General features: G+C 32.9%; 17 protein-coding genes and 1 pseudogene. 9 read left to right on the forward strand and 9 right to left on the reverse strand.

The features are described from left to right. Nucleotides 1-55: 55 nt before the first annotated feature. Complete coding sequence (locus SB773_RS07085) at nucleotides 56-181, reverse strand: YjcZ family sporulation protein (RefSeq protein ID WP_000540377.1); 126 nt, start codon at nucleotides 179-181, stop codon at nucleotides 56-58. A gap of 200 nt (nucleotides 182-381) precedes the next feature. On the opposite strand from SB773_RS07085, the gene SB773_RS07090 reads away from it, so the two are divergent. After that, nucleotides 382-618 carry a hypothetical protein gene (locus SB773_RS07090; RefSeq protein ID WP_002140614.1) on the forward strand — a complete coding sequence of 79 codons (237 nt, stop codon included), beginning with the start codon at nucleotides 382-384 and terminating at the stop codon, nucleotides 616-618. Between the two features lie 127 nt (nucleotides 619-745). Here the strand turns inward: SB773_RS07090 and SB773_RS07095 are convergent, their stop codons facing one another. Then, nucleotides 746-1,294, reverse strand: a complete 549-nt coding sequence (locus SB773_RS07095) for a DUF4352 domain-containing protein (RefSeq protein ID WP_410589199.1) — start codon at nucleotides 1,292-1,294, stop codon at nucleotides 746-748. A 549-nt stretch (nucleotides 1,295-1,843) separates the two neighbouring features. After that, entirely contained in the window at nucleotides 1,844-1,945 is a 102-nt protein-coding gene (locus tag SB773_RS07100; protein ID WP_000505688.1) for a YjcZ family sporulation protein, read from the reverse strand. A 286-nt stretch (nucleotides 1,946-2,231) separates the two neighbouring features. Here SB773_RS07100 and SB773_RS07105 point away from each other — a divergent pair, with 286 nt between their 5' ends. Continuing rightward, on the forward strand, nucleotides 2,232-2,432 hold the full coding sequence (locus tag SB773_RS07105; protein WP_410589202.1) for a hypothetical protein: 201 nt from the start codon (nucleotides 2,232-2,234) through the stop codon (nucleotides 2,430-2,432). 261 nt (nucleotides 2,433-2,693) lie between these two features. After that, nucleotides 2,694-3,152: a putative iron-sulfur cluster-binding metallochaperone gene (locus tag SB773_RS07110; protein WP_410589204.1), complete on the forward strand. Its 459-nt coding sequence runs from the start codon at nucleotides 2,694-2,696 to the stop codon at nucleotides 3,150-3,152. A 119-nt stretch (nucleotides 3,153-3,271) separates the two neighbouring features. Here the strand turns inward: SB773_RS07110 and SB773_RS07115 are convergent, their stop codons facing one another. Further along, a complete protein-coding gene (locus SB773_RS07115; protein WP_002064068.1) occupies nucleotides 3,272-3,595 on the reverse strand; it encodes a hypothetical protein in 324 nt (107 codons plus the stop codon). 998 nt (nucleotides 3,596-4,593) lie between these two features. Between SB773_RS07115 and SB773_RS07120 the strand changes: the two genes are divergently transcribed. Next, nucleotides 4,594-4,899: a hypothetical protein gene (locus SB773_RS07120; RefSeq protein ID WP_012260458.1), complete on the forward strand. Its 306-nt coding sequence runs from the start codon at nucleotides 4,594-4,596 to the stop codon at nucleotides 4,897-4,899. A 61-nt stretch (nucleotides 4,900-4,960) separates the two neighbouring features. Here SB773_RS07120 and SB773_RS07125 read toward each other — a convergent pair whose 3' ends face one another. Together SB773_RS07125 and SB773_RS07130 are read right to left on the reverse strand one after the other, a co-directional pair. Then, entirely contained in the window at nucleotides 4,961-5,182 is a 222-nt protein-coding gene (locus SB773_RS07125) for a hypothetical protein (protein WP_002125677.1), read from the reverse strand. A gap of 12 nt (nucleotides 5,183-5,194) precedes the next feature. Further along, entirely contained in the window at nucleotides 5,195-5,398 is a 204-nt protein-coding gene (locus SB773_RS07130; protein WP_078176431.1) for a hypothetical protein, read from the reverse strand. A gap of 98 nt (nucleotides 5,399-5,496) precedes the next feature. On the opposite strand from SB773_RS07130, the pseudogene SB773_RS07135 reads away from it, so the two are divergent. Then, nucleotides 5,497-5,741 (forward strand): annotated as a pseudogene (locus SB773_RS07135) (N-acetylmuramoyl-L-alanine amidase C-terminal domain-containing protein); the annotation flags it as partial. A 294-nt stretch (nucleotides 5,742-6,035) separates the two neighbouring features. Here SB773_RS07135 and SB773_RS07140 read toward each other — a convergent pair. Beyond that, nucleotides 6,036-6,377 (reverse strand): YolD-like family protein, encoded by a 342-nt coding sequence (locus tag SB773_RS07140; protein WP_002035052.1) that lies wholly within the window; start codon nucleotides 6,375-6,377, stop codon nucleotides 6,036-6,038. 157 nt (nucleotides 6,378-6,534) lie between these two features. Between SB773_RS07140 and SB773_RS07145 the strand changes: the two genes are divergently transcribed. Beyond that, on the forward strand, nucleotides 6,535-6,816 hold the full coding sequence (locus tag SB773_RS07145) for a barstar family protein (RefSeq protein WP_061690015.1): 282 nt from the start codon (nucleotides 6,535-6,537) through the stop codon (nucleotides 6,814-6,816). 617 nt (nucleotides 6,817-7,433) lie between these two features. On the opposite strand, the gene SB773_RS07150 is transcribed toward SB773_RS07145, so the two are convergent. Both SB773_RS07150 and SB773_RS07155 read right to left on the reverse strand, forming a co-directional pair. Next, nucleotides 7,434-8,609: an MFS transporter gene (locus SB773_RS07150; protein WP_002140622.1), complete on the reverse strand. Its 1,176-nt coding sequence runs from the start codon at nucleotides 8,607-8,609 to the stop codon at nucleotides 7,434-7,436. Nucleotides 8,610-8,897: 288 nt separating this feature from the next. Then, entirely contained in the window at nucleotides 8,898-9,209 is a 312-nt protein-coding gene (locus SB773_RS07155) for an ArsR/SmtB family transcription factor (protein WP_061676001.1), read from the reverse strand. A 194-nt stretch (nucleotides 9,210-9,403) separates the two neighbouring features. Here SB773_RS07155 and SB773_RS07160 point away from each other — a divergent pair, with 194 nt between their 5' ends. The 3 genes from SB773_RS07160 (at nucleotide 9,404) to licT (ending at nucleotide 12,063) form a co-directional block, all read left to right on the forward strand. Next, entirely contained in the window at nucleotides 9,404-9,979 is a 576-nt protein-coding gene (locus SB773_RS07160; protein WP_002140624.1) for a CGNR zinc finger domain-containing protein, read from the forward strand. Nucleotides 9,980-10,145: 166 nt separating this feature from the next. Beyond that, the gene (locus SB773_RS07165) at nucleotides 10,146-10,700 is read left to right on the forward strand and encodes an HPP family protein (protein WP_033709658.1); all 555 of its coding nucleotides are present in this window, start codon (nucleotides 10,146-10,148) and stop codon (nucleotides 10,698-10,700) included. 514 nt (nucleotides 10,701-11,214) lie between these two features. Next, nucleotides 11,215-12,063 (forward strand): BglG family transcription antiterminator LicT, encoded by an 849-nt coding sequence (licT, locus tag SB773_RS07170; RefSeq protein ID WP_088031145.1) that lies wholly within the window; start codon nucleotides 11,215-11,217, stop codon nucleotides 12,061-12,063. The last annotated feature ends 129 nt before the right edge of the window (nucleotides 12,064-12,192 follow it).

A 12,192-nucleotide genomic window follows, 5' to 3' on the forward strand; every position in this document is an offset into this window, starting at 1 on the left:
ATATGTTAGCCCTATATTGAGAAATAAAAAAAGACACTCTCAAGAGTGCCTCTTATTAGCAGCCGAATCCGCCGCCCCAACAGCTAGCTCCAACGATGATTAATAAGATAAAGAGCACAACAAGTAAGGCGAATCCACCGCCAAAACCACAGCCTCCACCACAACTACCACCATAGCCCATATTAACTCCTCCTTCCATAAAGTCCATATATTAATGGATTTATATCACTTTATGTTTTTACGGATAAACTTGAGCAGGTCCTTTTGAAAAAATAAAAGTACTCGGTATTTTAAAAGAGTTGACGAGCGTATTTTTGTCACGAGTATTCCGCTTATTACATATGGTATTTTATTCTGTGCATTGGGGGAAAGGAGATCGTTATGGCTAATTCTGAGATGATATTACGTTTACTTACGGATTTAAAGATTGAGCAGCAAGCTTTAAAAGAACAGCTGGAGAAAATGCAAACAGCTTTGAGTATTCTTGAAGAAAAACCAACTATTCCTGAAGAGAAATCAACTACTCTTCAAGAGAAACCAGTTGTTACAAAGCAACGTGGACATTCTGGGTTTCCAACATCTTTTCGTGATTGGAGAGCATCTTCTCAAAAGAACTAAGGAATCCTGTTATAGTGAGTTATACAAAATCACAAATGAAAAAGTACAGTCTACTGTAGTTAATACAGAGGCTGTACTTTTTGTTATGTTAGTATAAGTTGTGATAGGTGGTTTGTATTTTCTTTGACTATTCCACCTTTAACTCGATCCCTTCATCCAGCATATCTCCATTAATTTTCAAAGTTAATCCTTGCGTATTTTTCGGAACATCGAATACAATGTTCCCTTCCGAATTTTCATTAGGATTAAGAACACCAAATTTAAATGTAGCAGTATTTGCAGCTTTAAGTACTAATTGAGATTCATTAGAAATGTGATATTCTCTTCCGGCTCCGTCAATTAATTTTAAGTTATTGCTATTTAGTGTAATGGGTTCCTCTTGACGATTATAAACTGCGACGTCTAATACTTTAAATACACCTTGTGCTTTAACTTCTCCATTACCTATAACATCTAATGAATCGGCAGAGCGTATTGATATGTATACATCAGAAGAATCTCCATGGGTGGGAAGTTCTTTTTGAGGATCCTTGTTGCTAAGTTCATCATTTTTTGTTTCTTTAGAAGTCTCCTGTTCGTTTTTCGTGTTACTGCTAGATGTATCATGTGAACTGCAAGCTGATAATCCAAATAAGAATGTGCTACATAATAATGATGTTAATAACTTATTGTTCATAGTTTGTTCCTCCAAAATAAAAGTACTTTCATGGGTGCCATAATGATTTAATAAATCTATATTTTTCTTTATATGTATTAAATGTAGCATTTGATTATATTGGTTTTGGGATAAAAAGGAAACTTGATGCAAATAAACAAGACACTTTGCAGTGTCTTGTTTATTTAAGTTATGCGCATTACTTAATAAGACGTTAGTTTCTCATCCTGAACATGAGTAACTATGTAGGATGGTTTAATTATAACATTTTAACCAGTAATGGGTCTATATGGAATTCTCAATAGTTGTTTTTAATTATTCAGAATGATACATGTGGTGAAAGGTATATATTATCTATAATAATTGTATATATAACTAGCCTTGTAATGAGTTTCTACTATATTTGAAATTGAAATATAAATGAAAAGAAAAGCACAAAGAAGGGGCTGTGGAATATGGGCGCTTGGGGAACTGGATTATTTGTATGTCACACTAAAGACCGAAAGTGATGAAGAGCTTTTTATTACAAAGAAAAGACACCCATATAAGAGTGTCTTTTCCAATAGTTTTTTAGCAGAAGCAAGAAGCTCCAACAATGATCAATAAAATAAACAATACAACTAATAAAGCAAAGCCGCCGCCACAACTACTACAACTACCACCAAATCCCATAATAGTTCCTCCTTTAATAAGAGGGGAAAACAAGGGGTCACTCATGTATTTTAACGGATTCAATTTACTTTATGTTTTTTACGCAATAATTGAGCAGGTCCTTTTGAAAATAAAGAAAAGACACCCTAAGGTGCCTTTCTCCGACTTGAACCATCTTAATTTTAATAATATTGGTCATTGAGAAAAAAGAAAAAGCCCTATATAGGGGTATCACCACACGACTAGCCAGCACTCACACCTAAAAACAGGAGGGAATGATAAAATGCAAGTTTAAGGAGGGGGATGAATGAAAAATGTACATAGATGGTTAAATTATTTTGGTTTTATATGTGTGTGCATGTCTAGCTTCGGTTTTGTTTCTCGTTGGATTTTTCGTGATGTGATTGCACTCGATCAATTACTTGTTTTGAGTATAGGAAATATTATTTTAATAACAGCGTTTTTTGTAAAATGTTGTAGTAAAGAGTTACGAGGTGATAAAGGTTAATCGCCCTAAATGTAGTTTTAGAATTTCGCAATCGGAGTATATTGTTGAAAAAGACTTATTGAATAATGACAGTTTATTTTAAGAAAGTAAATCGATAATATAGTAAATAATACTTTCCTTGACCCTGTACTATGGCACAGGGTTTATACTTTATATGAGGTGAGACAGATGCAATATCTTATTATCGAAACTTTAATAGATTCAGAAAAGAAAGTAGAAGAATATTTATAAAAAATAATAAATTGTAAAGGTGGGAGAATAATGGAAGATTGTTGTAGTAACCTTAAAGGAATAAAAATTGAAAATAATGGTCATTGTCCATCATGTAAAAATAAAGCTAAGAATGTAAAGTTGATTACACTAAAATCATTGCTTAAACCATCGGCATTAGAAACATTAAATGCTAAAGAAAATCACTATTTTTGTTCAAACGAAGATTGTGATGCAGTCTATTTTGATACGAATAATAAAAAATACTTTGTATCTGACATAAAGGTAGCTGTAAATCAAAAAGATGACTCAGCAACTACACCAATTTGCTATTGTTTTGATTGGACAAAAGAAAAAATCAAACAATATGTAGAAAATGGACTTACTCCTAATCCAGTAGAGCATATTCGCGAAAACATAAGAGAAAATCGATGTGGTTGTGAAGTAAACAATCCACAAGGTAGTTGTTGTTTAGGCAATGTTACAACTTATATTAGAAAAATGTCATAAGGAACTTAAATGTTGCTTTTTTTCACCAAAATACTTTGGGGTATTTCAAAATCTCAAGTCGATGGGCATGTGACGTTGCCTCATGCTCACCAAGCTAGTTAGGGTATGTTAAGTAAACCTTATGGATTTGTATATCTCATCCATCCACTTTCAGATTGTTTCGCTTTATACTTCCCATAAGACAGAAGCTTCATTGCCGAGCGATTGGCCGCATGAAAAACCAAGTTTAGCTTCAATTCTTCTTCCATTTCACTGGGATAGGTGGTAGATTCATAAACATAATAACCCGCCATGATACAGGGGATTACTTGCTCCGGTTCAAATCCATAAGCAGTTGCATCATCCACAACCAAATCAATGATGCATCGGTTTCCATCTTTAACTTTTTTCTGGAGTAATTTTTTTACCGATCCTGGTACTAATTCTAATATTTTATCCTTCATGTCAGTCACCTCATCTTTTATCATGTCCAGATAGCCTGGGGATATGTGTCAAACAGAATGAAGTTCCAACCGTAATTACACTGGTTTAACAAGATCTTAAGGACTATATCACCCTAAAAGAAAAAATGGCTTTAAATAAAAGAAACCCCGATTGTCTGCGGGGCTCCTAAGAGTAATCGTCAAGTAATGACGTACTCGACTAATTAACGATATCATGAATTTTTTGGTAAAAATAATGGTAAATGTGTCCGAATTAATGAGGGCATCATTTGGAACAAAACGCTATTTTAATTTCAAACAAAAGAACAGTCAGCAAAAGCTAACTGCTCGGTTCTCCAAGGGGGAACAAGGAGAAAGTAACTTAATCGGTTGTCTTCAGTATTGACGGAATATTGAATTTTATTCAGAGGACTATGTTATATGATTGATAAAAAATTCCTTTATTAGCAGTAAAACTCCGAGGAGAGACAAGACTTCAATTGAGAACCAAAACATGCTTTTTTGAGGTTTTTTAAACTCCATTATTATGGAAGAAAATAAAAAGGTTGCAATCATCATGATAATTAAGAGACGGATTATATCAGACATTAATAGCACTCCGAATATTTAATCAGTTTCATTATATAGTTATTTCCAATGAGATGGAATTTAAGAATTGTTTTATTGAAATTCGAACAAAAAAGGTCCTGTTGTCTCCAACAGAACCTTTTCTAAAATGGCAAAGAGTAACTCTTACCTTACTCTTCTGCTATATAATACACAAAATACGTATAGATGTGTAGAACAAGAAATTCCAATATAATTATTTGAATAAAGTGTTTAAAAGTATCTTGTCGGGGTTTAATATAAGGGATTAAATTACAAACGTTGATTTATCAATGGATATTAATGATGAACTAGAAAATGATAGTTAATAAAGAAATATTACAATAATAAAATATGAAATATTGCATATTCAATTGAAATAGAAGTTTACAAGTAGAAAGCGAGGAATAACAATGGGGCTAGGAAACCATAGAACAGAAAATAGTTTGAGTGTAAATGACAGGTGTTCCGGGTTCTACTATTTATGCGAAGAATGTCATTGGGAATTCCATAGACACTTCGAAACAGTTAAATCACACGAGTATGTTACGGAGACACCTAAATATACAGAATTGATAGGATTATGGGAAGTATTGAATGATCCATTATCTATGAAAGAGTTCAAGGAACTTGTTTATAAAGGATTGTATTTAAAAAGAAATGTACAAAAATCATTTAATGAAGAAGAAATAGAAGCAAACAACAAACAATTAAAGTAGCGAATTCGATGCTTTTTTATTTTACATAGAAAAAAGGAAACCGCAAAGGATCCTTTTTATATTAAGCTGCTTTATAATTTTTATTTTTAATCCTATTTCTAGTATCCATAAATGCGGCGAATGTCGCTATAGCACCACCTAAATCATAAACTTGGAATTTGTGGACAAAAGCAAGTCCTACAATGAAATTGTAGCTGTATATAAAGCATGTAATACCGAACAGCCATAACATGAACTTTAAATCTTTTAAGCTCAATCTATAATTCTTAATTTTTTTCCACATATGTATCAACTCCTATTGTTCTGAGGTTCTATAGTTTTTCTTGCAGATCTCTCGCATGTTTACGATAAAGAATAGAAAGAAGATAACAGCTGCGATGCCATTAACCCAGTAATACGTATGTCCCATCGTGAATCCATCATAGAAGGAATAGGCATTCCAAATTATAAGGATTATTGAGCAGATAGTAGAGATCATTAATGAGCCAAAACTTCTCATGCTTTTCACCTCAATTCAAAGTTTTAGAACTTTTCATACAATTATACATTTAAATAAAAAGATTTACAAAAGGAATTACCATAAGGAGGGGGGTATGACTATACGCTCTAACGGGACAAACTGTTGGGAATTGTGAAGGAAACGGCGGTTCTAATGTGGATATCAATATGTTAAGTCAGGTGGATTCGATACTAACTCCTTAGATGAAGCTATTCAAGCTATGGCAGAACGAGGAATAAAAGGTAGCGTTAATGTTGATTCACTTTCTGGACTGTGTTATATCCAAACCGATGTCCTACCTAATACAGAGTTAGATAAGATTACTTGGTGGGTGGATACTTGATCAGGTGGTAAATGGTGGTATGAATATATCAAAGTTAGATAATAGTTGAAGCCGTCCTTAATCGGGCGTTTTCAACTATTATCTAAATGCTTCTTTAGTTTTCTCTATTGTGTTCTGTTCCTCTTTTGTATTTGTAAATTCGATAACCATAACAGACAGTCCAAAACCTAAACAAACAGCCTTTATCTTGCTAATTCTCACAAGAACTTACACTTTTTCTCTATCTGTATTTAACCTAGAATACAAGATTCTTTCATTTTTATTCCTGGATATATTTGAAAAACTGTATGTTTTTTATCTCAAATCAATTACATCTATAAATTTAAGGAAAACTCTGTTATAAGATGCATCAGTGCAAGTTATTAAATTCTTTATCGGATTTATGTCAGTTACAGTCACATATCTAGTAAGTAAATGACCATCTCTATAATAAGTAATCAATACCTTCTCTTCAGAAAGAAATGAACATAGTAACTTGTTTTCAATAATTTCTTGTTTGTCTTGAGTTAATGTAGGGCGCTCCACTTTTGTTTGTTTTTTAACAATCTTACCAATACCGATGAATTTCTTCGGTATTGAAGCGAATGGAGTCCGCTTAATCATTCCTATTTCTTTTGGCATATGTGTATAGTTCATGCTGTATATCTCCCTGATTGCTATTAATAACTGTATCATTATATCAATTTTTGGAGATGTTAGGATTATTTATATAATTATAAAATAAACATTTAGAGGTTTTTGACTCCTTATAAAATCAACCCAATTTAACTAAGCATGATTTATATATATATAATTGAGTAATGCACATGAATCAATTATTACCATAGATGTAAGCAATATTTATAATGCAAAAGAATTGCATTTACTTCTTAAAGAGAAGCTTGAGTTTCCTAATTTGTACGGGGAAAACTGGGATGCTTTTTGGGATTGTATTACAGGATTTGTGTGTCCTTTGCCAAACAAAATGATCTTCGACGGATGGTCAAAGTTTGAAAAAAGGTTACCGAGAGATACGAAAATAATGAAAGAGTGTCTTCTTGATTATAATGAAGAGGATAGAAAGGATCCTGCATGAGCGTCTTTTTTATTAAAATTTATATTTTAAAGAGTTACCTAGAAGAGAACAAGCTATTAATTAACAAAAAAGAAAAGACACCCTAAGGTGCCTTTCTCCGACTTGAACCATCTTAATTTTAATAATATTGGACTCCCGTCCAAATATTATTTTACCATGTTAAGTTGTTTTTGGAAATATGCCATATCGATAATTACAATACACGTTTTAGTTTTTAAATTATTCATCTTTCTAAAGGTTGAAATTAATAAGAACCCCATAAATGATAAACCATTCCACTAACAAAAAACACTAATCCTAAAAACAAAACAATTAAAGCAAGTACTCCATTTTGATTATGTTCCATAAAATTAGCTCCTTTTAGATTTATTTTTATCCCGCTATTTGTGGGCAGTAAAACTCCCACCTCAAAATTCAGCTGGAGCAAAGAAGTTAGGTGGGAGCCCTGCTGCCCGTAAACACCCGATTGGTGAAGGCTAATACTCAGTGGGGGGATGAACAAAACCCCCACTGAGTAAAGTTTCACTTTATATACAAAAAAGCCTTTAGTCGTAATTATGGCTAAAGGCTTTGATCATTATACTTTTTAGTTTATAAAATTTGAAACTGAAAATGTACTAGCTTGATAATGAAGCTTGGCTATTAGAATTGAAAAATTTTAGTTTTATTATAATTAACAGAAATGAGAGTAGTGTGAAAATGAATCCGCTCCAAATAAGCTGGTGAATACCTAAGTTTGAAATGAACCAGCCTCCAATAGTTGTTCCTAAAGTAATTCCGAGATTTGAGAATGAAACGAATAGGCTATTACCAAATTCAGGCGCTTCTTTTGCTTCGCTTATTAACCATGTTTGACCAACAATTAATCCACCAGCATGTACGATTCCCCAAATGAATACGATAAAAATCATTGGAACAAGGTAGGAACCTAAATAATAAACCAATATGTAAACAATAGAATATAGGATAGGGAATAATATTACTGTATTTACTATACTTTTTTGTAGGAGACTACCAAATAAATGATTGCCTAAAATCATAACTATGCCGAATATGAATAGCATGATACTGATGAGAGATCCATTCATGGAAGTTACTTTGGCAAGGTACTCAGCGAAGTAGCTGTATACGGAAAACATGGCTGCAAAAAGGAATGTGACGGTTAAAATATTCAACCATAATCCTGGTTTGCCGAGTATACGAATTTGTTTGCCGAAAGACATTTTTTCTTTAACAGGCATAGAAGGAAGTAGGATTAGTATTCCAATGAATGCAAGAGTGTTAACAAGCGCTCCGAATAAGAAAGCAATTTCGAGTGAAAATTGGTCTGCAAGGTAAGAGGTTAGTGGTACACCTAAAGCAAAGCCAACAGTAATTCCCATGAAAACTTTTGTAACCGCTTGACCGCTCTTTTCTGGAGGGACAAGTTTAGCAGCTGTTACAAGAGCAATTGAAAAGAAGAGTGGGTGAAGTGCTGCCGGTAAAATACGAAAAATAAGCATGATTTCAAATTGTGTTGTATAAGCGTAGATTATATTTGAAATAACAAATGCAAAAATTGCTGTTAATAAAATTATTTTGCGATTAATACTAGAGACGAGCAGAATTAAAAACGGACCAGAAATAGCAACAACTAGTGCAAATATACTTACTAAAAATCCAGCTTGTGTAGTTGAAATTCCAAATTTTTGAGTGATTTGCGGTAATACGCCGACAATACCCATCTCGGTAGTAATAATTCCGAACACACCTATTGCGAGCGTCAGAATAAGTAAAGGATTTACTTTTTTCATTTATAAAACTCTCCATTCGTATCAGTATTTTGAAAGTGAATTCATTAACAAAGAAGCATTATTACAAGGATGATTGGATGTCAATATTATCTGGATTATGTAATTTGAAATACAATAACAGATATCTAAATAACTAGATATGATATATTAAAAAATTTTCTCCTTTCTATGTTTCTTGCTTTTATAGGTAGTGCAATCTTATAAAAAAGTAATTGGATACCTGTAAAAAAGCAGAATGTGTGAAAGCTAATAATCAATTGATATGTAGATTGATTATTAGCTTTCATTTTATAATTCGTTTTGAACGTATTCAGAAAACTCTCGTATTGTTTTTTCATTTCGGCGATAGTATGTCCATTTTCCAATTCGGTCAGAGTCTAGTAGTCCTGCTTTTTTCATAGTTAATAAATAACTAGAAATAACCGATTGGGCTAAGCCAGTTTTAAGCTGGATATCTCCTACGCACACTCCAACTTGAAAGCTAAGGCCTTGCTCTAAATAAGGTTTTTCATCGAAATAGTTTTCTGGATTTTTCAACCATGATAAAATTTGACATCTTGTTTCATTTGACAATGCTTTATAAATTAATAAAGGTTCCATAAGGATATTATATCTACTTTTATAGATTTGTAAATGGGTTTTGGTGATTTTAAGGGGAGAAGGTATACGTGATCCTTTTAAATGTGAATGGGGTGCTTTAGCCATGGGGCTTTCTTTCTGGATGTGAATTTATAAAAAGTTGCACCGTCATATTGCTTTAGAATATGATTGGTTAAAGAGTAGGTGATGAGTACATGCAGGAAACAAAACAATTCCCGCTTATATCTGGAAATCTCTCATTAGATTTAGTGAATACAGAGTTAGTTAGGCGTGGACAACGTTATGATTTATTAATAACAGATGAAGATGTATTAGAATGGCTACATGTAGTAAAGGAGAATATTCCTTTTGACAATGAAAAGGTGCTCCAAGAGCGCATGAATCAAGTTACATCTAGCATATTAGAAATAAGAGAGGTACTAAGAAAACAGTTCGAAGCAATTGCTGATCAGCACGAAATTTCTAATGATTTTATTGTGTATTTAGAAAAACAAATTGAGAAGGCGCCATTTACATATAAAGTCATTGAACAGCGTCTCGTACCCATCCCAGTTGGAGAAATTGAGGATGTTCTCGTATCGTTAATTGCATTTGATACTTTAACGTTAATAGCAGAGAATAAGCTTATTTCTCTTAAAAGATGTTCAAACCCTGATTGTGTTTTATTATTTATAGATAAAAGTGGAAAACGAAAATGGTGTTCTATGAAAATATGTGGAAACCGGAAAAAGGTGGCAAAATTTCAGGATCGAAAATCTGAAGAGGTTTAGGGAATCAACTTATAACAGTTGATTCTTTTTTTTTTGACTTTTAAACTAACCCCTAAAATTGATATTTACAGGTTAGTTAATTCGGGTTATAATTGTAGGTAAATAAAGTGAAACTTTAATTAGTGGGGTGTCCATCCCCGCGAATAGCGGGATAAAGGAGGAAACGATGGATAATATAACAGCAGCTAAGCAGAAAGAGGCTCAGCCAATAAGTGTACGATATTTTTCAAAAATGAAAGGGAAAGGGAGAAGTCCATTACAAGTAAATATAAAGGATTCTTTAACGGGACTACTGGGGGGATTTTTAACAATTCTCACCTTAACATATTTAACGAGTATAACCTCTACAGAATTGCTAATGGCTCCATTTGGAGCGAGTTGTGTATTAGCGTTTGGAGTTTGGAATGCACCGCTATCTCAGCCGCGTAATATTATTGGAGGACATTTAATTTCAACTTTCATTGGTCTATCAATATATCATTTGTTTGGGAATGAATATTGGACAATTGCTTTAGCAGTGGGGATGGCAATAGCCGTTATGATGTTAACGAGAACAACGCATCCTCCGGCAGGGGCCGATCCAATTATCGTTATTTTAGGGGCAAACAGTTGGAGTTATTTAGTAACACCAGTTTTAGTTGGTTCCGTGGTTATTGTGGTTATTGCTTTATTCATTAATAATATGAGTAGTAAAAGAAGCTATCCAACTTTTTGGATATAATTTGTAAAGTGAAAGACAATTTAAGTGAGTATTCTATTTTTACTATGTTTTATTTTTTATATAGAAAAAGCCTTAGTTGTAATTATGGCTAAAGGCTTGGGTTCGCATCCTTTTTAATTGATAAAGAAAAGACACCCATATAAGAGTGTCTTTTTTATTTGAGTTATGCGCATTGCTTAATAAGACGCTAGTTTCTCAGTCTGACTATGAGTAACTATGTAGGGTAATTTAATTACAACATTTTAACTAATAATGGGTCTATATGAAATTTGAAAAAACTGAAAGATTATTATGCCTTTGTTTTTCCTTGTAAAAAAATGTTCAATAATTCGTTGTTGCAAACGCTTACTGCTTGTGTATAATAAAGGTAAGTTAATAATTAAAAGGATTGTTACTGTTCGACAGGCAAAACCTAAATTGATCTAGAGGCTACGGGTGTAGTGTGGCTTTTGGAATCAGTTTAGGTTTTTTTATTACCCTTTGTGACTTTAGTAGAAAAAGAAGGCGGAACAATATGAGAATCCATAAAATCTTAAATAATAATGTTGTTTGTACGATGAAGGATAATGAGACAGAAGTTGTACTTATGGGCAGAGGTTTAGGATTTCAGAAAAAAGTAGGCGATACTATTGATGAATCTAAGATAGAAAAGACCTTTGTGCTAGAAACAAAAGAATTATCAGAGAAACTTGCTAGATTGTTAACTGAAATTCCTGTGCAGAATTTAGAAATTACAGAGAGAATTATTCGATTCGCTAAGACAGTTTTGCCGGGGGAGTTAAGTGATTATATTTATCTTACATTAACAGATCACTTAAGTTTCGCCTTAACTAGGCATAAAGAAGGAATGGATCTCAAAAATACTTTGCTTTGGGAAGTTAAGAGATTCTATCAGAAAGAGTTTGAAATCGGTCTACAAGCTTTACATATTATTGAAGAAGAGACTGGGTTTAGACTTTCTGAAGATGAAGCAGGGTCAATTGCACTACATTTCGTTAATGCGCAGCAAGGAGAGCCGGCGATGCAGCAAACGGTGGCGATGACGAAAATCGTCCAAGATATTTTAAATGTTGTTAAGTACCACTATAAGATGAACTTAGATGAAAATTCATTTAATTATAGTCGGTTTGTAACGCATTTACGATATTTTGCTCAACGTTTAATGCAGAAGGAATTAAATTCGGCAGATGATGATTTTTTATATGAGCAAGTGAAAAGTAAGTATCATGAAGCATATTGTTGTACAGAAAAAATTGAAGCATACTTACGAAAAGCGCATAATAGTCATCTTTCAAAAGATGAAAAAGTGTATGTAACGTTGCACATTCATCGTGTAACGAAGCGTAATGAGTTATCTAATTGAATAAATCGGGATTGTTACTGGCTGGCAGGCAAAACCTAAATTGACTTTTAATGGAGTGATTCGTATGTATCACGTCATTAGAGTTAGTTTAGGTTTTTTCTTTTATAAATGATAAATGGGATGATTATA

This window comes from Bacillus sp. SIMBA_074 (assembly GCF_046534555.1).
Lineage (GTDB): Bacteria > Bacillota > Bacilli > Bacillales > Bacillaceae_G > Bacillus_A > Bacillus_A mycoides.